We start from the raw sequence: 23,051 nt of genomic DNA on the forward strand, positions 1-23,051 counted from the left end.
ATTTGTCTGTTGCAATGCAGTGCAAGTTGAGCTCAACTTTTGATCGTGAACAGCCGTGCAAGGTGCGGCCGAAAACAATATGGGGCGCACCCACGGACCGCCGGGCGTGTCGCCGCGAGCGGTGATTTTCGGAGGAAGGAAGCTGTGAACACAAATCTCAAACGAGCCCTGCTGCTGTCTGCCGCGGCCGGCTTGATGGCCGGTCCGGCAATGGCCCAAACGGTGGACGAATTGCTCGCTGCCGCCAAGAACGAGCCGTCGATCACCGTCTATGACAGCACCGGCAAGATCGTCGACATGGCCGCCAATTTCGAGGCCAAGTACGGGCTCAAAGCCGTGGGCCAGAAAGTTTCGGCCAATAGTCAGCTGGAGATGATCATCCGGGAGAGCCAGGCCAACAATGTCCAGGGTGACGTGGCGCTGATCACCGATGCACCGGCGGCCATGGCGCAACTGCTGCCGAATGGCTTTGTCGAAAGCTGGCTGCCGGCCGATTTGGCTGACAAGATCGCGCCGGGCTTCCAGAACCCGCTGGCCATTTCCACCAATGCCAATGTGTGGGCCTACAACACCGAGGTCTATGAGAGCTGCCCCGTCACCAACATTTGGCAGCTGACTTTGCCGGAGTGGCGCGCCAAGGTGGCCTTCGTCGATCCTTTGACCAAGGGCACCTATACCGACTGGTTCAACCAGATGGAGATGCATGGCGATGCCGCCGTGGCCACCGCCTATAAGGAACAGTTCGGTAGCGATCTCGATACCAGTTCTGAAAGTGCTACAAAACAGTGGTTGAAGGCCTTCGCCGCCAATGCGCCGCTGGTGGTGGATGGCGACGATCCGGTGTCAGAAGCGGTCGGCGCTCCGGGGCAGGCGGCTCCTTTCTTCGGGATGCTGAGTTCGGCCAAGTTCCGCGACAATGCCGACAAGGACTATAAGCTCGGCCTCTGCGCCGAGATGACGCCATGGGCTGGCTGGACCTATACCAAGCTGGGCTTGATCGCGACGGGCACGGACAGCCCTAACGCTGCCCGCCTTTTCGTCCACTATATCCTGACCGAGGAAGGCATCGCGCCTCAGGTTGCCGACGGCAAGATTTCGACCAATTCCGACGTCAAGATCCCCGACGAAGAGCCATCGGGGCTCGCCGACCATCTCGACGCACTCTTCCCCTACGATGCCACGACCGGTCTAGACGACTGGGAGACCCGCCAGGACTGGCAGGATTTCTGGACCATCAACTACCGCAAATAGCCAAGTATTGGCGGCCCTGAAACATGGGCCGCTACCGCCGCCGACCATCCTGGCGATGATTAACCTGGACCCAATATGACCCTGCCTATCAATCTCTCGCCGCACCAGCGCGCAGAATTGTCCACGCGCCTGATGCAAGTTGCCAAGGACGCTGCGTTTCTTGTCGGCCCTTCGCTTCGCGCCGCGTTCCGTTCGACCATGGCGGTGGACTACAAGGTCGATCTCCACGACATCGTCACCATCCACGACAAGCAGAGCGAGATCGCGATTCGCGACTACATCCTGGCCGCCGAACCTGACTCCACCCTCCTGGGCGAAGAGGGGGGCAGTGTCGGGACGGGGCGGGTGCATTGGTATGTCGATCCGATCGACGGCACCTCGAATTTCGCGCGCGGCCTGGCCTTCTGGTGCGTTTCCATCGGCGCCATGGTCGATGACGAAATCGTCGCCGGCGTTGTCTATGATCCAATCGCGGAGCAGCTGTTCTCTGCTGATCTGGAGGGCGCCTGGCTCAATGACCGGCCGCTACGGTCGCAGGCCGCCCTCGACGAAAGCCACGCAACCCTGATCACCGGCTATCCAGTGGCGCGTGATTTCCGCCTCGATGGCAAGGATGCTGCCCTCGAGCGTTTTGGAACCCTGGTTGAAACCTTCTCCACCCTGCGTCGTCCAGGCAGTGCCGCGCTGACGCTGGCTCATGTCGCTGCCGGATGGTCCGACGCCGCAGTCGGCTTTGGCGTCAATCCGTGGGATGTCACTGCGGCTATGCTGATCCTCAGGAATGCCGGCGGCACCTACAGGCCGCTCACCCTCGGCAAAGTTGGCGTCGATGCTCCCGCAAACCAATGCCCCGGCTATGTGGCCACCGGCGCGGGCGGTCACTATCCGACCCTGGACCGCGTGGCCGACGCCATCGACATGAGCCGCAAAGCCGCTCGCCGTTAGTTCGGTCGCTATCCGTCTTCCAAGGCGCGCAGCTCGTCAGCGTCTCGACAAATTTGCTAAGCTGAGCGATTTTGGGAGCGCTACACGGAACGACCCGCATCCTTGGGGGGTAGCAAAACCGATCCAATGTCTCTGGTGACCCCGACTGGATTCGAACCAGTGGCCTCAGGATTAGGAATCCTGCGCTCTATCCTGCTGAGCTACGGGGCCGACCGCGTTCGACCTAGCAGCGGCAGGGGTGATTTTCAAGCTGTACCGGCGCTCAGGGCTGTTTTAACCAGGTGCCATGACACACCTTCCCGATATCGTGCTCTATCCCCACCCGGCTCTTGCCAAGGCGGCCATGCCTCGTCCAGTGGACGACGAAATGCGCAGCGTCGGGGCGGCACTCCTGGACGTTGCCCGGTCAGTTAACGCCTATGGCCTGGCCGCCGCCCATATCGGCCGCAATGAGCCGCTGGTGGTTGTGAGCTTCGGCCCGCTCGAAACGCGCGACTATCGCCTGTTATTCAATCCCGAAATCGTGGCCATAGATGGGGAAAATTCCTCGGGAGCAGAGGGTTCGGTATCCTTGCCGGGGATCGAGGTGGACGTTGCGCGGCCCACCGGGGTGAGGTTGCGCTATGACAATGGCCATGGCGATGGCGATGGCGAAAGCACAGAACTAGCGCTGACCGGCTTCGCGTCACGGGTGGCCCAGCACGAAATCGATCAAATGAATGGCATTTTCTTTCTAGACAAGCTCTCACGCCTGAAGCGCGATGCAGCACTGCGCCGCTATGGAAAACGCGCGCGACTGGGGAATTTGAGCGGGCAGGGCGGTTGATCCAGTGCTCTCGGTCCGGTAAACGGAGCCGGAACGAAAAGGAATTGCAATGCGCGCGGAAATTGAAAAAGCCGTTGCCGAAATCGAGCAGGTTCTGACCCTGCTGAGGAGGCATCTTTGACTGGGATACAGCTGAACTCCGTCTCGATGCGCTAACGGCGCAAACTGAATCTCCCGACTTCTGGAACGACCCGCAGAAGGCCCGCGTCACCATGCGCGAGCGCGATGACCTCGACGTGGCGGTGAAAACCGTGCGCGAGCTCGAAAACGGCATTCGCGACAATATCGAGCTGATTGAACTGGGCGAAGCCGAGGGCGACGCCGAGGTGATCACCGAAGCCGAAAACGCTCTGCTTGAGCTCAAGCAGGTGGCCAGGCGCACCCAGATCGAAACGCTGCTCTCCGGCGAGGTCGATTCCAACGACTGCTATGTGGAAATCCACTCTGGTGCCGGCGGCACGGAGAGCCAGGACTGGGCCAACATGCTGCTGCGCATGTACACCCGTTGGGCTGAACGCCGGAAAATGAAAGTCGAAGTGCTTGAAATGCACGACGGCGAAGAAGCCGGCATCAAGTCCGCGACCATTCTGGTCAAAGGTCACAATGCCTATGGCTGGCTCAAGACCGAAAGTGGTGTGCATCGGCTGGTGCGCATCAGCCCATATGATTCCGCCGCTCGCCGTCATACGAGCTTTTCAAGCTGCTGGGTTTATCCGGTGGTCGATGACAGCATCGACATCGAAATCCGCGATGCGGATCTGAAGGTCGATACCTATCGCTCCTCGGGTGCCGGTGGCCAGCATGTGAACACCACGGACTCGGCGATCCGCATCACCCACATTCCCTCGGGCATCATCGTTGCCTGTCAGCAGGAGCGCAGCCAGCACAAGAACCGAGCCACCGCCATGGCGATGCTGAAGTCGCGGCTCTATGAAATGGAACTGCAGAAGCGCGAAGAAGCCGCCAATGCCCAGTCGGCCAGCAAAACCGACATCGGCTGGGGCCATCAGATCCGCTCCTACGTCCTGCAGCCCTACCAGATGGTCAAGGATCTGCGGACCGGGGTCGAAAGCAGCCAGCCGGCAGCGGTTCTGGACGGGGATATCGACGAGTTCATGGAAGCAGCTCTGGCGCAACGAGTCGGTGTCGCAACCGACGTCGTTTCCGACGAAGCCTAACAAAACAAACGCCCGGCCAATGCGCCGGTCGTTTCACTTTCGGCGCTGCTGCACGCGGCGCGCGCCTAGTCCACCATTGCCATCAGCCGCTTGCCGGCATCCATGAACGGCGAGGGGTCGATGGCCTGATCATCGCGGCGCACTTCCAGATGCAGGTGGGGCCCGGTAGAGCGGCCCGTGGAGCCGACTTTGGCGATGGGCGTGCCGGCCTGAACTGCCTGACCCTCCTTGGTCAGAAAGGCGCTGAGATGGGCGTAGCGGGTCATCAAGCCGTTGGCATGGCTGACCTCGATGACATTGCCATAGCCTGACTTGGTGCCAACAAAACTCACCACGCCCGCTGCCGCACTCAACACCGTGGTGCCGGAAGGCGCCGCCCAGTCCAGCCCGGCATGGAAGGCGCGCCCGCCGGTAAACGGATCGGTCCGATTGCCGAAGCCAGAGCTTCTCCGAAAATTGCCGGCAATCGGCATATGGACAGGCACGGAATCAAGGCTATCGCGCGCCGCCTTGTAGCGTAGCAGCGCATCCATGACCGCATTGGCGTCTTCGATCATCGGCGATGCATCCGCACCGTCGACGGCATCGAGCAGCGGGCCGCCAGCGCCGTTGAGGCCAGCTGCCGGCAACTGCAGGCGAATGCCCAGCTTGCCCAATTCTGATGAAATGCCTTCAGTGCGCTGGTTGGCCGCGGTGGCAATGCCGGTCATCGCCATCTGCGTCTCTTCCATCATCTGAGCGACGGCTTGTGCCGTCGCCGGCACGTCGGGATTGCCAGCGGCGCCAATGGTCATCTGCGGTTTCGGCACGGATGCATCGGGCTTGACCGCGGCAATGCCGAGCTGATCGGCTTTCTCCACCAGGACGCGGACCAGTTGATGCTGTTCCAGCAATACGTCCTGCTGCTGCGCCAACTCCTGCAATTGCAGGTTGATATCGCCCGCCTGGGCATAGCTGCGGGAATGCAGCCGGTCGATTTCGACCCGCATTTGTGCCAACCGGTCCTCGTAGGCCGAGACCACGAGATTGTTCTGCCCGCTCATCAGCCGGGCGATGTCGGGCGCCATGAGGAGGCCAGTTGCGGTTAGCGCATTGGTGCCAAGCAGCGCCGCAAACAGTCCATAGAACAGGGCAGGATGGATCCCCTTGCGCGCAGGTGCCGCGCCTTTAGTCTCGCTTCTGCGATAGCCGGACGCTTGCAACACGCCGCACCCCCAAAACCAGCCCCGTATGGTTAGGGAAATATAACCGGCGATGGTTAAGAAAGCCGAAAACCGTCAGGGGGACCCGCCCTTACGGGCTTTTCCCGCCCCGCCCGCCAGGACGCCATCGAGCGCTTCCAGCATCTTGGCAGCGTGGCCCTTGATGCGCGTGGCCCGCACGATGGCGGCAACCCGGCCATCGGCACCGATAATGAAACTGGTGCGAACAAGCCCCATGAATTCCCGGCCATAGAGCTTTTTGAGCTGCCACAGCCCGAAACCTGCAATGGCCTTGTGCTCGGGATCGGCCACCAGCGGAACGGTCAAGCCATATTTGGCGCGGAACTTTCGATGTTTGTCGAGATCATCAGGCGAAATGCCGATCAGCGCCGCATCGCGCTTGGCAAAGTCTGCCGCCAGTTCGGAGAATTCGCGGTTCTCGTCGGTGCATCCGCCCGAGTCGTCCTCGGGATAAAAGAAGATCACGACCGGCTGGCCGCGCAAGGCGCTGAGGGTCACCGTGCTACCGTCGTCGCGCGGCAGTGTGAAGTCTGGTGCGATATCGCCGATCTTGAGCTGGGTCATGAGGCTTTCCTAGGCAGCACTCTGATGCAATAGAGGGTGTTGGCGCCACATTCCAGCCGGTATCATCTCGCAATGGACCGCGATGGGCGGTTGATTCTGAAGGGCGATGGGGGAAACGGCTGACCCTCGATCTGGCGGCAAGTGAACGAAGCGACCATTTCAACAGATCAGCCCAATCCCAAGCCAAAGGCCGGCAATCGTCGCCCCTTGCGCCGCGTTTCAAAAATTGCGGTCTGGGTGCTGGGCGTGCCTGCCGCGCTGCTGATCCTGCTCTATGTCGTGCTGCTGATCACCCCGGTGCGCCTGCCCTTTACCGGCCAGGCGGTTCGCGGATTTGTCCAAGGGTTTATTCCGCCCACCTCCAGCATCGAGATGGGCGACATGGCACTGGCGCTGGAAAGCGGCATCTGGCCAGTCATTCAGTTCTCACCGGTCGTCCTCACTGACAGCAAATCCGGTGCCCGTGTCGCCATGGCGGCGCTCGAAGTCGGCTTTTCGCCGGCCCGCGCCCTGCTTGGGCAGCCCGGGGCAACCGTGACAGTGGTCGAGCCGCACATCCAGATGGTTCAGGATCTCTACGGCCCACGCCTCTCAACGTTCGAAATGGTCGATAGTCCTGATGGTGGCACGCCCACGCTCCGCGTGTTGGAGGGCGAGGACGCCTTTCCCACCATAGCCATCTCTCCGGAGGGTATCGGATCGGCGCCTGGCAAACCCGTGCCCATGCGATCGGATAATGACTGGCTGATCTACAATCTTGAAGCCAGCGAAGTGGCGATCAACGACCTCGTCGCGCAGATCGAACAGGGCAAGTTCTCGCGTCTCATGGTCCGAGGCGGCATCATCGACATGTCGGACACGGTCTATAGTCTGCATCGACGCTTCGAAAATGTCTCGCTCGAGATTGGCCCGGCTACGGGGGCCAAAGCTATTCACGGCGAGTTCGGCGCGTTGATCGGTGGTCGCACCGTCTATGGCACTATAGATCGTGGCGTTGCCGATGACGGCACGTCTCGCCTCCAGGTCGATATTACCAATCTCGATTTCGCGGCCTTCCTGCCTTTCATAGACGATGCCGAAAGCATGGCGGCGATGCGGGGTGCGGGGGCTGTTTCGCTGGACGTGGCCTTCAGTCCAGCCGGTGGCAAGCTGGTGGATGGGACCATGAAGGTTGATCTGACAGGGTTGGACCTGCGGATCGGTCAAGATTATTTCCCGGTCGCCAGTTCCATCCTCGAAATCAACTGGCTGCCCGCCGAAGGCCAGTTCAAGCTCGCCGAAGGCGCCTTGCAGATCGGGCAGAGCTCGGCCCGAATTTCCGGCACATTTGCCTTGGGGCTGGATCGCACTTATGGGCCGACCATTGGCATTGCTCTTAACGCGCGAGACGTTATCATCCATCCAAACGACATGAACGCGCCAGCCCAACCATTTGACTCCATGGATTTTTCTGGTTGGTCAGCCCCCTTATATGGCGCCCTCGGCATCGACAGATTCGTGGCCCGAAAAGGCGATGCGGTTGTCGAAACCACTGGCCGCATCGACATGTTGCTGGCGGGGCTGGGCGTCAAGATGGAGGTAGCCGGGCAGGGGGTAAGTGCTGACGATCTCAAACGGCTCTGGCCTTATGTGATGGGCAAGGAAAGCCGCGACTGGTTTGTTGCCAACGTTACCGAGGGCGTGGTCAAGACGTCGCGCATGCAGTTCCGATTCCCTGTTGGCTCCATGGCCCTTGAAGGTGAGGACAAGCCCATCCCCAAGGGCGGTATGCATGTGGAGATCGTCGGCGAAAACGTCGCCATCAAAGCCACCGAAACCATGGCCCCGATTGTCATCGACGGCGAAACGCGCCTCGTGGTCGACGACGCCAATGTGACCATTGCCGGTGGCGGCGGCGTGATTGACACGGCCGACGGCGCCATCACCGTCCGCAATCCTGCTTTGGTGATGGACAATGCCAATCCCGACGAACGCATCGTCGAAATCTCGGGCGATCTATCCGCACCCATTCCCGCGCTCTTGGACCTGATCAAAGAGCAACAGCCGGATGCCTTGGCAAATGCCGAACTGCCGGTTGATCTTGCAGCACTCGAAGGCTCGGTCGATCTCGGTCTCGTCGCCACCATCGTATTGGCCGACGAGAAAACCGGCCGCGCCATGGACCTCGACTATGTCATCAATGGCAGCGTCAATGATTTCGCCAGTACCCAGCCCATTGAGGGCCGCAAGATCGGCAATGGCCAATTGGCATTCTCCGCCTCGCAGGATGGCTATCAGTTGGGTGGAAGTGCCGAGATCGACGGCATGAGGGCAGATCTCTCCATCGAAGGCACACCGACCACTGAACCGGTCTTCCGTCTGGGCTCGACCGTGGCCGTTGCCGACCTTGCGGCATTGGGCTTCGATGTTTCCCAGTTCGCCAGCGGCCGGGTGCGCTTCGTCGCGCAACCCATGGCCAATGGCGCCCTCAGCATGCTGGTCGATCTGCGCGATGCCGGTCTTGCCATCAAGGATTTGGGTATCAACAAAGCCGTGGGCACGCCCGGCAGCCTCACGGCGACCATCAAGCCCGAAGGCGATACCACAAAGCTCGAAGACATCGCTTTGTCCTTTGGCACCGTGTCGCTGGCCGGCGGGCTTGAATACCACGCGACCAAGGGGCTGGTCTCAGCCGATTTCTCGACCTTTGCCCTCAGCACTGGAGATCGTGCCCAGGTCGCAGTCGCACCCATCGAGGGCGGCTATCAGGTGCGCATTCGTGGCCAACAGCTCGATCTTAAGCCGATGTTGAGCCAATTCTTCAGTCTCGGGCAGGGTAGCGGCGGCGTGCAGTCGACGCAGTTCACCCAGACCATTGCCCTCGATGTCAAACTGGACCGGGCCGTTGGCTACTACGCAACCACCGCCTTCAATGTCGACCTCAACCTGCTTCTTGCTGGGTCGGACCTGCGCCGCGCTGCACTAACGGCCCAGTTCGGCGAGGGCAATGCCGTCTCCGTCACCACGAACCCGGCGCCAAATGGCCGCACCATGAGCGTCGCCTTCAACGACGCCGGAACCATCCTGCGCCTGCTCGGGGTCTATTCGCAGCTGGCCGGCGGCTCGGGCAGCCTCGTGCTCACCACAGATCGCACCCAGGATGTTGAAGCGGGCCAACTGGTCATGCGTGATTTTGCCATCGTCGATGAAAAGAACGTGGTTCAGGTCCTCGGCAACCACTCCGATTCTCGCGCGGCAATCTCGGCCAGTAATCGCCTCGACTTCGATGCCGCGCAAGTCGATTTCCTGCGCCGCAAGGACCGGGTTGAGGTGACCAATGCGCTGCTGTCGGGTGATACCGTGGGCGGCACCATGCGTGGCTTCATCTACACCGATCGCCGCCAATATGATCTGGCGGGCACCTATGTGCCGCTCTACGGCCTCAACAACGCCTTCCAGCAAATTCCGCTGCTCGGTCCGCTGCTCGGTGGTCGTGCCGGCGAGGGCCTGCTTGGAGTGACGTTTGCCGTGCAAGGGCCCCTCGACAACCCGCAATTCCGCATCAATCCGCTGTCGGCTCTCGTGCCAGGAGCGTTCCGCGAGCTCTTTGAATTCCGCTCGCGTGAATTGCCACGATAAAAAAGGCGCCGCACCCAATGGTGCGACGCCCTTTCAAACGTCAATGTGTTCGGACCATCAGATCGGCTTGATCAGCGCGTGGCGCTTCTTGCCGACGGACAGCTTGATAACGCCTTCCGTCAGCAGGGCGTTTTCGCCAAGGCTGAGCTTGTCATCCTCGACGCTCTCGTCGTTGACCTTCACCGCGCCAGAGGCCACATGGCGGCGCGCCTCGCCATTCGAAGCGGCAAGGCCGGCCTTGACCAAGGCATTGAGGATACCGATGCCGGAATTCAGTTCGGCATGGGTCACCTCGGCGGTCGGCAGTGACAGATCGATGGCCCCGGCCTCGAACGTCGCCAATGCCGTCGCGGCGGCCTGAATGGCGGCATCACGGCCATGCACGATAGCCGTCACTTCGGTCGCCAGGATTTTCTTGGCTTCGTTGATTTCGCTACCACCCAAGGCGCCGATGCGCTCGATCTCGGAGATCGGCAGACGGGTGAAGATCTTGAGGAACTTCACCACGTCGGCGTCTTCCGTGTTCCGGAAATACTGCCAGAAGTCATAGGGGCTGAAGAGGTCGCCATTGAGCCAGACGGCGCCAGAGGCGGACTTGCCCATCTTCTCGCCACTCGACTTGGTCAGCAGCGGCGTGGTCAGCGCATAAAGCTGCGGCCCGCCCATGCGATGGGAGAGATCGACACCGTTGATGATGTTGCCCCACTGATCAGAACCGCCCATCTGCAGCACCGTGCCATAGCGCCGGTTGAGCTCGACGAAGTCATAGCCCTGCATGATCATGTAGTTGAACTCGAGGAAGCTCAGCGACTGCTCGCGATCAAGGCGCAGCTTCACTGAGTCGAAGCTCAGCATGCGGTTGACCGAGAAATGGCGGCCGACATCGCGCAGGAATTCGACATAGTTGAGCTTCAACAACCAGTCGGCATTATTCACCATCATGGCAGGGTTGGAACCGCCATAATTGAGAATGTTGCCGTAGACCCGCTTGATGCTCTCGATATTGGTGGCGATCTGCTCGACCGTCAGCAGTTTGCGCTGATCGTCGCGGAAGGACGGGTCACCCACCATGGAAGTGCCGCCGCCCATCAGGCTGATGGCCTGGTGCCCGGTTTCCTGCAGCCAATAGAGCATGGTGACGGTAATCAGGTTACCGATATGGATCGACGTCGCTGTCGCGTCATAACCGACATAGCCGGTGATCTTGCTCGTTGCCGCGAGCTGATCCAACCCTTCCGGATCGGAAATCTGGTGAATGAAGCCGCGCTCGTCGAGCACGCGCAGGAAGTCGGATTTGAACTTGGTCATTTTGAACCACTGAAGCCTGGTGAGACCTCATGGCGAGCCTGTCGAACCATGAGATCGTTTTGTTTGGAACCTCGCCCCTGGACAGGCTCAGGGCGGGGTTCCACCAATGGGTCGCTTCAATGCGCCTCTAACTCAGCGCCCGCCGCCGTCCGCGATCTCCTGACGACGACGGTCGAGATACTCGGCACAGTTGGCCGTCAATTCGTCGATCTTGCCTTCGAAGAAGTGGTTTGCCCCTTCCACGACCTGCTGTTCGATGGTGATGCCCTTCTGTGTCTTGAGCTTGTCGACCAGCTTCTGCACCGAACTCGGCGGCGCGACGCGGTCCTTGTCACCATGGATGATCAGGCCGGAAGACGGGCAGGGGGCAAGGAAGGAGAAATCGTAGAGGTTTTCCGGCGGCGCGATGGAGATGAACCCTTCCACTTCCGGACGGCGCATGAGCAGCTGCATGCCGATCCAGGCGCCGAAGGAGAAGCCCGCAATCCAGCAGCCTCGCGATTCGCGGTTGATGATTTGGAGCCAGTCCAGCGCCGCCGCTGCGTCGGAAAGCTCGCCGATGCCGTGGTCGAACACGCCCTGGCTGCGGCCGACACCGCGCGAATTGAAGCGCAGCACCGAAAAGCCGCGTTCCGCGAACATATAGAACAGGTTGTAGACGATCTGATTGTTCATCGTCCCGCCGAACTGCGGATGCGGATGCAACACGATCGCAATCGGTGCATTCGGCTCCTTGCCCGGCTGATAGCGCCCTTCCAGGCGCCCTTCCGGGCCGTTGAAAATCACTTCTGGCATAGGTTTGTTTCCGGCCTTCTCGGCTGTGTCACAACGGTCGTTCCGGGCCCGGGAAAGCTGCCGCGCGGCTTGACTAAGCGCGGGGGGCTCCCTAAAACATGGGTCCGAAAAACCAGTTTAGAATTGTTCAAAACGCGGTTTTGGCCACGGATCGGCCATTTGGAGCGCCCCTTGTAATGAAGTTGGGCCTCGAATTTCAAGAAGTGTTTGGTTTTGATGGGGTTCGAACCCCGCAAGCCGCACATGAGAGGTATGAAGGGTGCGCATGCGCCCGGATAACGCGATGAGCAAAGCTGCGGTCTATCTCGATCACAATGCTTCATCCCCGCTTCGGCCAGAAGCGCGGGAGGCGTTGCTTGCTGCGCTCGAGCTCAATGGCAATCCGTCGTCCGTCCATGGGCATGGTCGGGCGTTGCGGGACCGGATCGAGACCGGCCGACAGCAGGTGGCGCGCCTTTGTGGCGCCGAGACGCGCCAACTCGTCTTCACCGGTTCAGCCACCGAGGCGATCACCCAGGCAATCGTCGGTGGCGCCAAAGCATTTGCACCCGATGCCATTGTGGTCAGCGGCGGCGAGCACGCAGCCGTACTGAAGGCTGCAGAGGCAACCGGCCTTGACATATGGACTATCGGGCTTCAGGCCGATGGCCGCCTTGATTTGGATCAACTGGTTGCCGCGCTTGCTCGTGCGGACGCCGAAGGCATTACGCTCTTAGTTGCGCTGCACTGGGTCAATAATGAAACTGGCGTCGTCCAGCCGATGGCGCGGATAAATGCCCTTGTCGGCCCTACGCGCCACAGCCTCTTCGTCGACGCGGTACAGGCGCTCGCCAAGCTGCCGCTGGATTTTGCCGCCTCTGCACCCGACATGATGGCGATCAGCGCGCACAAGATCGGTGGCCCTGCAGGCATAGGCGGCCTTTTGGTCAAGGGCCATGCCGACACTGTCAGGTTGATTCCGGGCGGCGGGCAGGAGCAAGGCCGCCGCGGCGGCACCGAGTCTGCTGCGCTCATTGCTGCCTTTGGCGCCGCTGCCGCTGCCGCTAGCTCTAATACTGATACCATGCGCGCCCTCACCGACACCGTCGAGACCGGCTTGCGGACCATGGCGCCAGATGTGGTTATCTTTGGCCAATCAGCCGAACGGATCGGCAATGTCGTCAACTTCGCCGTGCCCGGCCTCGGCAATGCCACCGCCATGATGGCACTGGACCTGATGGGGCTCTCGGTGTCCTCAGGCTCCGCCTGCTCGTCGGGCAAGGTCGGCGCCAGCCATGTCCTCGCGGCTATGGGCGTCGACAAGGCGCTTGCCGGATGTGCCCTGCGGGTCAGCTTCGGCTGGAATTCACGCGTCGAGGATGCCGAGGCATTTCTCGATGGTTTCGAAACGCTCCTTTCCCGCCGGAAGCGGGGAGGGCAGGCGGCCTAGCCGCCCAAAAGTCTATCGTTCGCGGCGGCCTTGACCCGCCGAGGGACAAAAAGGAGAAGCCGAATGGCGGACTACGATATTCCGACCCTCAAGGAAGAGATCGACCGGGAAACGGTCGAACAGGTGCTGGCGCTCGACGTCGACAAATACAAGTACGGCTTCGAGACCGACATCGAATCCGATGTGCTGCCGCCTGGCCTGACCGAGGATACCGTCCGTTTCATTTCCGCCAAGAAGCAGGAACCGGAATGGATGCTGGAATGGCGCCTGGATGCGTTCCGCCGCTGGCAGACGCTCGAAGAGCCCAACTGGGCAAAAGTCCACTATCCCAAGATCGATTATCAGGCGATCAGCTACTACGCGGCGCCCAAGTCGGTGACTGGTCCGAAGAGCCTGGATGAAGTCGATCCGGAACTGCTCAAGACCTATGCCAAGCTCGGCATTCCGCTCAAGGAACAGGCGATCCTCGCCGGTGTGCAGGGCGCGGGCGAGCCGACCGGTACGCCGTTCGGCGCCGGCGTGGCCGTCGACGCCGTGTTCGACTCGGTATCTGTCGTCACAACCTTCCGCGAAGAACTGGCCAAGGTCGGCATCATTTTCTGCTCGATTTCCGAGGCGGTGCGTGAGCACCCGGAACTGGTGCAGAAATATCTCGGCACCGTGGTCCCGGTCTCCGACAATTACTACGCCACGCTCAATTCTGCCGTCTTCACCGATGGGTCCTTCGTCTACATCCCCAAGGGCGTCCGTTGCCCCATGGAATTGTCGACCTATTTCCGCATCAACGAAAAGAACACTGGCCAGTTCGAGCGCACGCTGATCATCGCCGACGATGACAGCTATGTCTCCTACCTGGAAGGCTGCACGGCTCCGAGCCGTGACGAAAACCAGCTTCATGCTGCCGTCGTCGAACTGGTGGCGCTCGATAATGCCGAGATCAAATATTCCACCGTCCAGAACTGGTATCCGGGCGATAAGGACGGCAAGGGCGGCATCTACAATTTCGTCACCAAGCGCGGGGATTGCCGCGGCGTCAATTCGCACATTTCCTGGACGCAGGTGGAAACCGGCTCGGCCATCACCTGGAAATACCCGAGCTGCATTCTGCGCGGCGACGGTTCGCGTGGCGAATTCTATTCCATCGCCATTTCGAACGGCTATCAGCAGGTCGATAGCGGCACCAAGATGATCCATCTGGGCAAGAACACGTCCAGCCGTATCATCTCCAAGGGCATCGCCGCTGGCTTCTCGGATAACACCTATCGTGGTCAGGTCTCGGCGCACGCCAAGGCCAAGAATGCCCGCAATTTCACCCAGTGTGACTCGCTGCTGATCGGCGACAAATGCGGTGCCCACACGGTGCCCTATATCGAGAGCCGCAACGGCACGGCCGTGTTTGAGCACGAGGCCACGACCTCGAAAATCTCGGACGACCAGATGTTCTACTGCATGCAGCGCGGCCTCTCGGAAGAGGATGCCGTCGCCCTGATCGTCAATGGTTTCGTTCGCGACGTGCTTCAGCACCTGCCGATGGAATTCATGGTCGAAACTCAGAAGCTGATTGCCATCAGCCTCGAAGGCAGCGTCGGCTAAACCTGTAACAGATCAATTTCCGGGTGGCGCGACACGCGACCCCGGCCTTGGAGAAAAAAGATGACCACTCCCGTTCTTGAAATCCGCAATCTGCATGCTCGTATCGAGGAGCGCGAAATCCTCAAGGGTGTGAACCTCATAATCCCACCGGGTGAAGTCCACGCCATCATGGGCCGCAACGGCTCGGGCAAGTCGACGCTGAGCTATGTGCTTGCCGGCAAAGAAGATTATGAAGTCACCGAGGGCGAAATCCTACTCAACGGCGAAAACATCCTCGAAATGGAGCCCGACGAACGCGCCGCAGCGGGCCTCTTCCTCGCCTTCCAGTACCCGATCGAAATTCCGGGCGTCGCGACCATGACCTTCCTCAAGGCAGCGATAAACGCCCAGCGCAAGGCGCGCGGCGAAGATGAGCTCAAGACCCCGGACTTCATGCGTCTGGTCAAGGAAGCCGGTGCCCAGCTCAACGTCGACAGCGACATGCTGAAGCGTCCGCTCAATGTCGGTTTCTCCGGCGGTGAGAAAAAGCGTGCCGAAATCATGCAAATGGCGCTGCTCAAGCCCTCGCTCGCCGTCCTCGACGAAACCGATTCCGGCCTCGACATCGACGCCCTGCAGGTCGTCTCCAAGGGCGTCAACGCCCTGCGTGATGGTAAGCGCTCCATGCTGGTCATCACCCATTACCAGCGTCTGCTGAACCACATCGTGCCTGACGTGGTGCATGTCTTCTCTGATGGCCGGATCGTCGAGAGCGGTGACAAGGACCTGGCGCTCAAGCTCGAAGCCGAGGGCTATGCCAATTACGGTGGTGAGGCAGCATAATGCGTCCGAACTTTCCCGTAAGGCTCGGCTCCGCCGAAGAGACCCTCATTGCTCAGCTCAAGGCTGTCGGCGCTGATCAGGTCGCTGAACGCATCACCGTGGCCGGCCTGCCGACCCGTCGTGTCGAGGCCTATCACTACACCGATTTGAAGACCCTGCTGCGCGCCGTTCCAGCGCGTGGGCAACCTGCCAACGAAGCCAGCGCTCCGGCGCTACGGGTGCCGGGCGCCTTCAATCTGATGGTCGCCAATGGCGTGATCCAGAACGCCTCCACGGCTCCCGCAGGCGTTATCGTCGGCCAGGCCCATGGTGGCGTTTTGACCACGCGCGACGACGTCATCGTCAATATCGGCAATGCTTTGGCCAAGACTGCGCTCACCCTCACGCTTGAGGGTAGCGTCGATCCGGTCATTCAGATCGAGCGCCGCATCGAAGGCGAAGCTGCCCACGTGGCCGATGCGCTCAAGGTGTTCGTGGCAGATGGTGCCGCCGCCACTATTCTCGAGACCTTTTCCGGCTCCGATGCTGCCCATGTCGGCAACCATGCCAGCTATATCGCCCTAGGCAAGAATGCTGTGCTGACCCATATCACGCTGGATCTCAGCGCCTCTGGCGTCAGCCACTTTGCCACCAACGAATATCATCTCGCCGATGGTGCCAAGCTGCGCACGCTGATCATCCATGCCGGCGCCAGCCTCGCCCGCACCCAGCTGTTCCCGACGCTGGGCGGTGCCGAGGCTCACGCTGATATCACCGGGCTCAACCTCGTATCGGATGGGCAGCACGCTGATATCACCATGGAAACGACGCACGCCGTTCCGCATACCTCCTCGCAGCCGCTGTTCAAGTCCATCACCCGTGGCCGCTCCAAGTCCGTCATTCAGGGCAAGCTGATCGTCGCTCGCGACGCTCAGAAGACTGATGCAAAGTTCATGCATCAGGGTCTGATGCTGTCGGATGACGCGGAGATCCTCTCCAAGCCGGAACTGGAAATCTATGCCGACGACGTCGTCTGCGGCCATGGCTCCACCTGCGGCAAGCTGGACGAAGACAGCCTGTTCTACCTCTTGAGCCGCGGCATTCCCAAGGCTGAGGCCGAGACCATGCTGGTCCGTGGCTTCATCGCCGAACTGCTCGACCCGGTGGAGGACGAAGCCCTCAACGAAGCCCTGCAAGGCGTCGTCGACGGGTGGTTGCTGGGACAGTAAGCGGCCGGAGCTTCGGCTCCATTGCATCCCTCCCCTCAAGGGGGAGGGGAGACCAGAGGCCACTCCGGTGGATGATTGATGACCTTCGACCTCGAAAAAATCCGCGCCGATTTTCCCATCCTGTCTGAGCAGATCCATGGCCATCGCCTGGTCTATCTCGATAGCGGCGCGTCGGCGCAGAAGCCGGTGCAGGTCCTCGACCGGATGGACCATGCCTTCCGGCACGAATATGCCAATGTCCATCGTGGCTTGCACACGCTGGCCAACCGCGCCACCGAGGGCTACGAAGCCGGTCGCGAGAGCGCTCGCCGCTTTCTCAATGCCGGTCGGATCGAAGAGATCATTTTCACCAAGTCGGCGACCGAGGCAATTAATCTGGTCGCGTCCTCCTTCGGCGGGCCCCGCATTGCCGAGGGTGACGAGATCGTGCTCACCATCATGGAGCACCACTCCAATATCGTGCCCTGGCATTTCCACCGCGAACGCAAGGGCGCGGTGATCAAGTGGGTGGATGTGCGCGACGATGGTAGTCTCGATCTCGATGCTTTCGAGGCGTCTCTGAGCGACAGGACGCGTATCGTGGCGGTTACACATATGTCCAACGTGCTGGGAACCATCAATCCGATCAAGGACATGATCGCGATGGCGCATGCACGCGGCATTCCGGTTCTGGTCGATGGCTCACAGGGGGCAGTCCACACCAAGGTGGATGTGCAGGATCTCGATGCCGATTTCTACATCATGACCGGCCACAAGCTCTATGGCCCCACCGGCATCGGCGTGCTCTATGGCAAGTACGATCTTCTCGCCGACATGCAGCCCTATCAGGGCGGCGGGGAGATGATCGAAGCCGTTACGCTTGAGGGCGTCACCTATAACGAGCCGCCGCATCGCTTCGAGGCCGGCACGCCCCCCATTGTGCAGGCCATGGGCCTCGGAGCCGCGCTCGACTACATGGAAGGTCTTGGCCGCGACGCCATTGCCGCCCATGAACATGACGTTGCCGAATATGCGCATGAGCGGCTCAGTCGCATCAATTCACTGCGCATGATCGGTACAGCGCCCGGAAAGGGCGGCATTTTCTCCTTCGAGATCGCCGGGGCCCACGCCCACGACGTCGCCACCATTCTCGATCGCTACGGTATCGCTGTTCGGGCTGGTACCCATTGCGCCCAGCCGCTGCTCAAGCGCTTCGGCGTGACCTCTACCTGCCGCGCGTCCTTGGCCCTATATAGTGGCAAGGACGATGTTGACGCGCTGGTCGACGGCATCGAGCGCGCCCAGAAATTTTTCGCCTGAGGAAGGCACAATGACCGAAGAAGCCATCGATACTCGCATCCAGCCGACCATGCCCTCGACCATTCCCGAGGGCGAAGTCGAGCGCATCACGTCCGATCTGATCGGGGCGCTCAAGACGGTCTATGACCCTGAAATCCCAGTCGATATTTACGAACTCGGCCTGATCTATAAGGTCGATCTCGACGATAATCGCAACCTCACCATCGACATGACGCTGACTGCGCCGGGCTGCCCGGTTGCTGGCGAAATGCCGGGCTGGGTCGAGAATGCGGCTCGCGGCGTGGAAGGTATTCAGGACGTCACCGTCAACATGGTCTTCGATCCCCCCTGGGACGCCTCGCGCATGAGCGAAGAGGCTCAGGTCGCGTTGAACTGGTGGTAATCCCGCGCATTTGCGCCTATATATCGTGAACCGCCGATAAAAGGTCACACGCCTATGCCGTTCAAGATCATGTCGCTGACCGATGCCGCCGCGGAGCGCATCACCGAGATCATCGAAGACAGCGAAAAGCCCGTTGTCGGCTTGCGCGTCGGTATCAAGAATGCCGGCTGCGCCGGTGTGTCCTACACCATGGATTATGTCGAGGCGCCTATCGCCGGCGATGACCACGTGGAAGATCACGGTGTCCATGTCTGGGTCGATCCGAAGGCCACGATGTACCTGCTTGGCACGGTGATGGATTTCGAGCAGTCCAAGATGGGTTCGAGCTTCACCTTCAAGAACCCCAACCAGACCGGCGCCTGTGGCTGCGGCGAAAGCGTGACGCTGGCTGCGGCGGATCTGAAAGCGCTGGCCGAGGCCAGGGCAGGGGCTTAGTCCCCACCGTTCGGCCACCCGCCTCCCCACCATTTGGGGGGAGGTTAGGAGGGGGTAGTTCGCCTTGCCGGTGGAACGAAGTTGCACAGCGCTTCGCCATGGTGCATTGATCCCCCATCATGCCGAACGCTCTTCCCCCTGCCTACGCCATTATCCCGCCAAACCGTCCATTGACCGGCCGCGTTTCCCCGCCTGGAAGCAAGTCGATCACTAATCGCGCCTTGCTGCTGGCTGCCTTGGCCGAGGGCACCAGCACGCTCACTGGCGCTCTCAAAAGCAAGGACACGGTGCTGATGGCCCGCGCCCTGCGCGAAATGGGCGTAGCAGTGGACGAGCCAGACGCGACCAGTTTCCGCGTCACCAGTACCGGCAGGCTGGTCGCGCCTGCGGGGCCGCTGTTCCTGGGCAATGCGGGCACCGCCACGCGCTTTCTGACCGCCGCTGTTGCCACTATCGACGGCTCAGTGGTCGTCGATGGCGACGAAGACATGCGGCTGCGCCCGATCAAGCCTTTGGTCGATGCCTTGCGCTCGCTCGGCATCGCTGCCGAAAGCCCCACCGGCTGCCCGCCGGTTACCGTTCGCGGCAATGGCCGCTTCGGAAAGGGCAGGGTGGAGATCGATGGTTCGCTTTCTAGCCAATACGTCTCAGCACTCCTGATGGCCGCGCCGTTCGGCGATGGCCCCATCGAAGTCGCACTGACCGGCAAGGATATCGGCGCGCGTGGTTATGTCGACCTGACGCTCGCGGCCATGCGCGCCTTTGGCGCTGTTGTGGAGGCACGCGATGACGGGTCCTGGTCAGTTCAGCCCACCGGCTACACGGCCACAGACTTCCACATCGAACCAGATGCGTCAGCGGCCACCTATCTCTGGGGGATCGAGGCGCTGACAGGTGGCAGGATCGATCTCGGCGTGGAGGCTTACGCCTTCACCCAGCCCGACGCCGCCGCGCAAGCCATCATCGCGTCCTATCCCAATATGCCCGCCGTCATCGACGGCTCACAAATGCAGGACGCGGTGCCGACAATGGCCGTGGTCGCGGCCTTCAACAACACGCCTGTCCGCTTCGTCGGCATCGCCAATCTGCGTGTCAAGGAAACCGACCGCATCCGCGCCGTCGCCAACGAGCTCAATCGCATTTTTCCGGGCCTGGCTATCGAAGAGGGGGACGATTTGCTCGTCGCTTCGGACCCTGCGCTCGCATCAAGCCTTGCTGGCCGCAACTCCCGCATCAAGATCGAAACCTACCACGATCACCGCATCGCCATGAGCTTTGCGCTGGCCGGACTACTGATACCCAACATCGTCATCCTGGACCCGGCCTGCACCGGCAAGACCTATCCCGAATATTGGGACATGTTGAGATCGCTGGGTGTTGAACTGGCGGCGACCGAATAGGTCGTCGTCACCCGCAAGGGTGCAACGGCAAAGAAGCAGAGAAATACCGGATCAGGCGGCGGAGACGCCGGTACTGGCGGTGACATCGATCTCGACCAGATCGATTTCAGCCACCACACGATTGCGGCCGGCGCGCTTGGCCGCGTAGAGGCACCGATCGGCGCGCTCGATCAGCGAGGACGCATTGTCGTCGGCGCGGAACATCGCGACGCCAAACGAAGCAGTGATGCGCCCGAGCTTTTCATTGGTCGAGCGCTTCAGCAATTCCTTGGCCTGGATGGCCTTGCGCACATTTTCCGCGGCAATCACGGCGCCATCGAGATCGGTGGAGGGCAGCACGGCGACAAATTCTTCGCCACCATAACGGGCCGCCAGATCGCGGCCTTTGATGTTGGACTTCAGCGTCATAGCCACAAGCCGCAACACCTGGTCACCCGTCTGATGGCCATAGGTGTCGTTGAATTTCTTGAAATAGTCGATATCGACCAGAACTAGGCTCAGCGGCGCGCGCGTGCGCTTGGCATCATCGATGGCGCCGGCGAGGCCCTCGTCAAAGCTCTTGCGATTGGCGATCTTGGTCAGCGGATCGAGCATTGACTCCCGCCGCACATCGTCGAGATCGCGCTGCAGAGCGGCAATATCGTCGCGCGAGGCTTCGAGCTTCTTTTCGAGCTGGCGATTGGTGTCCTGCATACGACGCGTTTCCGACAATAGCCGCTGAGCCAGTTGGCGCATCGCGTCTTCACTGAGGTCGCGCTCGAGGTCGCCTGTCGCCGACTGTAGCGAGCCGGAATAGGCATTGGCTGTGGTCATCGCCGAATCGATAGCGTCATGCACCGCCTCGATACGCGCATGCATGCGCTGCGACACGCTCGACATCCGCTCATTGGCGTCGGATTTCATGAACTCGTAGTAGAGCGTCTCGGCCAGTTCGGCCGATGGCATCGTGCCGCCCCGGAAGATGGCGTTGATCCGGTTGTTAAGAGAGGGATTTACGCCGGTCGCATAAGTATAAAGCAACTCGTAAAATTGCGGATAGGGGGGTATCCCGCTCCGCTTCAGCAGGTCGAATGCAGCGGTGGCATAGCCCAATGCGCGCTTGAATTCTTGATCCGACACTGCCTACCCGCGCCCCTTTGCGCCGCGCCAAAGGTCCAGGACCTTCGGTGAGTCGTTTTATCCTAAATACCGTCCCAACTGCCTTGCACACAACATGCCGCTAACAAGTTTCCTATGTTAGCAGCCACAATATTGCTTTTGGATTACTGTGCGAGCCGTGTTGGCCGCAACAAGAACGCCGGAATTGGGCCATCGTCGCCAAAAGGCGAGTTGCTCTCGACAACATCGTCATTCCGCTTTGCAGGCCGAGTCGGGGCAGGGCGCGACGCAGCGGCGGGCTTCTGAACCGGCTTTTCTTCGGCCTTTGTTTCCACCGGTCGGGTATTGGCTCGGCCGCGCCGACCGCGCTTCGGCTTTTCCTCGGCTGCGGGAGCCTCGTCATTTGCCGCCTGGGGCGCAGAAGACTTGCCGGTCTCCAGCCATTCGATCGGCTTCTGGATCAAGTTCAGAATGGCATCGAGATGCTTGCCATCTGCGGGAGCCACCATGGTGTAGGCCACGCCCGAACGTCCGGCACGACCCGTACGGCCGATGCGGTGCACGTAATCTTCCGCATGCACTGGCACGTCGAAATTGAACACATGACTCACTGCCGGAATGTCCAGGCCACGCGCTGCCACGTCGCTGGCCACCAGAAGCGTCAGTTTGTTGGTCTTGAACGCATCAAGCGTTTCCATGCGGCTCTTCTGGTCCATGTCGCCATGCAGGGCGCCGGCAGAATATTTGTGACGCTCCAGCGAGCGGGCGAGGGTGGCCACGTCGCGCTTGCGATTGCAAAAAATGATGGCGTTGGTCAGCCCTTCGGAATCGTCGATGAGCGAGCGGAGTGCGGCGCGCTTCTCGTCCGGCTTTGACGAGACCTTGACCAGCTTCTGGTCGATGGTGTCGGCGGTCGATGCAGCGCGGGATACCTGCACATGCACCGGATCCTTGAGGAACTTCTTGGTCAGCTTCTCGATCTGGCCATCCATGGTCGCCGAGAACAACATGGTCTGGCGGCGCGGCGGCAGGCGATTGACGATCTTTTCGATGTCATCGATGAAGCCCATGTCGAGCATGCGGTCGGCCTCATCGATCACCAGGATTTCGACGCCGTTGAGCATGATCTTGCCGCGTTCGATCTGGTCGAGCAGGCGGCCGGGGGTGGCGATGAGCACATCTACGCCGCGGTCGAGCTTCTTGTTCTGGTCTTCGAACGACACACCGCCAATGATCAGAGCCATGGTGAGGCGATTGTTCTTGCCGTATTTTTCGAAATTCTCGGACACCTGGGCTGCCAGTTCGCGCGTTGGCTCAAGAATGAGCGTGCGCGGCATGCGGGCCCGGGCGCGGCCGCTTTCGAGCAGCGTCAACATCGGCAGCACAAAGGAGGCGGTCTTGCCGGTGCCGGTCTGGGCAATGCCGATCAAGTCCTTCTTCTGCAGAAGGTGAGGGATAGCTTGTGCCTGAATTTCGGTGGGCTTGGTATAGCCGGCCTCTGCCACCGCATCGGTGACTTTGCTGGAAAGTCCAAGTCCGGAGAATGTATCGGTCAAGTCTGTGGTTCCACTCATGGATTCTGGCCTGGGAACGGCCGGTCCGAACATGTCGGGCCGGGCTCCCGGTCTTTGAAGATGGGGTTCCGCGTCAACGCGCGGGGCCCGTGCAGCTCTGCGG

Annotated in this window: 19 protein-coding genes and 1 tRNA gene; 13 read left to right on the forward strand and 7 right to left on the reverse strand. The window is 60.8% G+C overall.

What is annotated here, in order from left to right; all coding sequences use genetic code 11:
• The first annotated feature begins 195 nt into the window (after nucleotides 1-195).
• On the forward strand, nucleotides 196-1,251 hold the full coding sequence (locus tag BGO80_RS19260; RefSeq protein ID WP_286723100.1) for an ABC transporter substrate-binding protein: 1,056 nt from the start codon (nucleotides 196-198) through the stop codon (nucleotides 1,249-1,251).
• Between the two features lie 75 nt (nucleotides 1,252-1,326).
• Nucleotides 1,327-2,196, forward strand: a complete 870-nt coding sequence (locus BGO80_RS19265; protein WP_286722972.1) for an inositol monophosphatase family protein — start codon at nucleotides 1,327-1,329, stop codon at nucleotides 2,194-2,196.
• Between the two features lie 133 nt (nucleotides 2,197-2,329).
• Here the strand turns inward: BGO80_RS19265 and BGO80_RS19270 are convergent.
• Nucleotides 2,330-2,406: transfer RNA gene (locus BGO80_RS19270), tRNA-Arg, on the reverse strand.
• A 76-nt stretch (nucleotides 2,407-2,482) separates the two neighbouring features.
• Between BGO80_RS19270 and BGO80_RS19275 the strand changes: the two genes are divergently transcribed.
• Nucleotides 2,483-3,022, forward strand: a complete 540-nt coding sequence (locus BGO80_RS19275) for a peptide deformylase (protein WP_286722973.1) — start codon at nucleotides 2,483-2,485, stop codon at nucleotides 3,020-3,022.
• 49 nt (nucleotides 3,023-3,071) lie between these two features.
• A protein-coding gene (gene prfB, locus BGO80_RS19280) for a peptide chain release factor 2 (RefSeq protein WP_286722974.1) occupies nucleotides 3,072-4,200 on the forward strand; the annotation gives its coding sequence in 2 pieces (ribosomal slippage) (nucleotides 3,072-3,140 and nucleotides 3,142-4,200; 1,128 coding nt in all).
• 65 nt (nucleotides 4,201-4,265) lie between these two features.
• Here the strand turns inward: prfB and BGO80_RS19285 are convergent.
• On the reverse strand, nucleotides 4,266-5,405 hold the full coding sequence (locus BGO80_RS19285; RefSeq protein WP_286722975.1) for a M23 family metallopeptidase: 1,140 nt from the start codon (nucleotides 5,403-5,405) through the stop codon (nucleotides 4,266-4,268).
• A gap of 72 nt (nucleotides 5,406-5,477) precedes the next feature.
• Entirely contained in the window at nucleotides 5,478-5,987 is a 510-nt protein-coding gene (locus tag BGO80_RS19290) for a peroxiredoxin (RefSeq protein ID WP_286722976.1), read from the reverse strand.
• Nucleotides 5,988-6,128: 141 nt separating this feature from the next.
• On the opposite strand from BGO80_RS19290, the gene BGO80_RS19295 reads away from it, so the two are divergent.
• Nucleotides 6,129-9,605, forward strand: coding sequence for an AsmA-like C-terminal domain-containing protein (locus tag BGO80_RS19295; protein ID WP_286722979.1), 3,477 nt, complete (start codon nucleotides 6,129-6,131; stop codon nucleotides 9,603-9,605).
• Between the two features lie 57 nt (nucleotides 9,606-9,662).
• On the opposite strand, the gene tyrS is transcribed toward BGO80_RS19295, so the two are convergent.
• Nucleotides 9,663-10,913, reverse strand: a complete 1,251-nt coding sequence (gene tyrS, locus BGO80_RS19300; RefSeq protein WP_286722980.1) for a tyrosine--tRNA ligase — start codon at nucleotides 10,911-10,913, stop codon at nucleotides 9,663-9,665.
• 132 nt (nucleotides 10,914-11,045) lie between these two features.
• A complete protein-coding gene (locus BGO80_RS19305) occupies nucleotides 11,046-11,708 on the reverse strand; it encodes an alpha/beta hydrolase (RefSeq protein ID WP_126151697.1) in 663 nt (220 codons plus the stop codon).
• Nucleotides 11,709-11,991: 283 nt separating this feature from the next.
• On the opposite strand from BGO80_RS19305, the gene BGO80_RS19310 reads away from it, so the two are divergent.
• The 8 genes from BGO80_RS19310 (at nucleotide 11,992) to aroA (ending at nucleotide 20,276) form a co-directional block, all read left to right on the forward strand.
• The gene (locus BGO80_RS19310) at nucleotides 11,992-13,137 is read left to right on the forward strand and encodes a cysteine desulfurase family protein (protein WP_286722981.1); all 1,146 of its coding nucleotides are present in this window, start codon (nucleotides 11,992-11,994) and stop codon (nucleotides 13,135-13,137) included.
• Nucleotides 13,138-13,200: 63 nt separating this feature from the next.
• Complete coding sequence (gene sufB / locus BGO80_RS19315) at nucleotides 13,201-14,730, forward strand: Fe-S cluster assembly protein SufB (protein ID WP_126151494.1); 1,530 nt, start codon at nucleotides 13,201-13,203, stop codon at nucleotides 14,728-14,730.
• 60 nt (nucleotides 14,731-14,790) lie between these two features.
• Complete coding sequence (gene sufC, locus BGO80_RS19320) at nucleotides 14,791-15,552, forward strand: Fe-S cluster assembly ATPase SufC (protein WP_286722982.1); 762 nt, start codon at nucleotides 14,791-14,793, stop codon at nucleotides 15,550-15,552.
• On the forward strand, nucleotides 15,552-16,760 hold the full coding sequence (sufD, locus tag BGO80_RS19325; RefSeq protein ID WP_286722983.1) for a Fe-S cluster assembly protein SufD: 1,209 nt from the start codon (nucleotides 15,552-15,554) through the stop codon (nucleotides 16,758-16,760). Before sufC ends, sufD begins: the two co-directional genes overlap by 1 nt.
• A gap of 78 nt (nucleotides 16,761-16,838) precedes the next feature.
• On the forward strand, nucleotides 16,839-18,059 hold the full coding sequence (locus BGO80_RS19330; RefSeq protein WP_286722984.1) for a cysteine desulfurase: 1,221 nt from the start codon (nucleotides 16,839-16,841) through the stop codon (nucleotides 18,057-18,059).
• A gap of 10 nt (nucleotides 18,060-18,069) precedes the next feature.
• Nucleotides 18,070-18,441, forward strand: coding sequence for an SUF system Fe-S cluster assembly protein (locus BGO80_RS19335; RefSeq protein ID WP_126151490.1), 372 nt, complete (start codon nucleotides 18,070-18,072; stop codon nucleotides 18,439-18,441).
• A gap of 54 nt (nucleotides 18,442-18,495) precedes the next feature.
• Entirely contained in the window at nucleotides 18,496-18,876 is a 381-nt protein-coding gene (locus tag BGO80_RS19340) for a HesB/IscA family protein (RefSeq protein WP_223214253.1), read from the forward strand.
• A gap of 119 nt (nucleotides 18,877-18,995) precedes the next feature.
• Nucleotides 18,996-20,276 carry a 3-phosphoshikimate 1-carboxyvinyltransferase gene (gene aroA, locus BGO80_RS19345; RefSeq protein ID WP_286722985.1) on the forward strand — a complete coding sequence of 427 codons (1,281 nt, stop codon included), beginning with the start codon at nucleotides 18,996-18,998 and terminating at the stop codon, nucleotides 20,274-20,276.
• A 51-nt stretch (nucleotides 20,277-20,327) separates the two neighbouring features.
• On the opposite strand, the gene BGO80_RS19350 is transcribed toward aroA, so the two are convergent.
• Together BGO80_RS19350 and BGO80_RS19355 are read right to left on the reverse strand one after the other, a co-directional pair.
• The gene (locus BGO80_RS19350; RefSeq protein WP_286722986.1) at nucleotides 20,328-21,395 is read right to left on the reverse strand and encodes a GGDEF domain-containing protein; all 1,068 of its coding nucleotides are present in this window, start codon (nucleotides 21,393-21,395) and stop codon (nucleotides 20,328-20,330) included.
• A 143-nt stretch (nucleotides 21,396-21,538) separates the two neighbouring features.
• Nucleotides 21,539-22,930 carry a DEAD/DEAH box helicase gene (locus tag BGO80_RS19355; protein WP_286722987.1) on the reverse strand — a complete coding sequence of 464 codons (1,392 nt, stop codon included), beginning with the start codon at nucleotides 22,928-22,930 and terminating at the stop codon, nucleotides 21,539-21,541.
• Between the last annotated feature and the right edge of the window lie 121 nt (nucleotides 22,931-23,051).

Source organism: Devosia sp. 63-57 (assembly GCF_001899045.1).
Taxonomy (GTDB): Bacteria; Pseudomonadota; Alphaproteobacteria; order Rhizobiales; family Devosiaceae; genus Devosia; species Devosia equisanguinis.

Coding starts and splice junctions, on each gene's coding strand:
- BGO80_RS19310 (WP_286722981.1), top strand. CDS start 11,992: ATGAGCAAAGCTGCGGTCTATCTCGATCACAATGCTTCATCCCCGCTT.
- BGO80_RS19305 (WP_126151697.1), bottom strand. CDS start 11,708: ATGCCAGAAGTGATTTTCAACGGCCCGGAAGGGCGCCTGGAAGGGCGC.
- sufC (WP_286722982.1), top strand. CDS start 14,791: ATGACCACTCCCGTTCTTGAAATCCGCAATCTGCATGCTCGTATCGAG.
- aroA (WP_286722985.1), top strand. CDS start 18,996: ATGCCGAACGCTCTTCCCCCTGCCTACGCCATTATCCCGCCAAACCGT.
- BGO80_RS19290 (WP_286722976.1), bottom strand. CDS start 5,987: ATGACCCAGCTCAAGATCGGCGATATCGCACCAGACTTCACACTGCCG.
- BGO80_RS19340 (WP_223214253.1), top strand. CDS start 18,496: ATGCCGTTCAAGATCATGTCGCTGACCGATGCCGCCGCGGAGCGCATC.
- BGO80_RS19265 (WP_286722972.1), top strand. CDS start 1,327: ATGACCCTGCCTATCAATCTCTCGCCGCACCAGCGCGCAGAATTGTCC.
- sufD (WP_286722983.1), top strand. CDS start 15,552: ATGCGTCCGAACTTTCCCGTAAGGCTCGGCTCCGCCGAAGAGACCCTC.
- BGO80_RS19335 (WP_126151490.1), top strand. CDS start 18,070: ATGACCGAAGAAGCCATCGATACTCGCATCCAGCCGACCATGCCCTCG.
- sufB (WP_126151494.1), top strand. CDS start 13,201: ATGGCGGACTACGATATTCCGACCCTCAAGGAAGAGATCGACCGGGAA.
- BGO80_RS19275 (WP_286722973.1), top strand. CDS start 2,483: ATGACACACCTTCCCGATATCGTGCTCTATCCCCACCCGGCTCTTGCC.
- BGO80_RS19260 (WP_286723100.1), top strand. CDS start 196: ATGGCCGGTCCGGCAATGGCCCAAACGGTGGACGAATTGCTCGCTGCC.
- BGO80_RS19330 (WP_286722984.1), top strand. CDS start 16,839: ATGACCTTCGACCTCGAAAAAATCCGCGCCGATTTTCCCATCCTGTCT.
- tyrS (WP_286722980.1), bottom strand. CDS start 10,913: ATGACCAAGTTCAAATCCGACTTCCTGCGCGTGCTCGACGAGCGCGGC.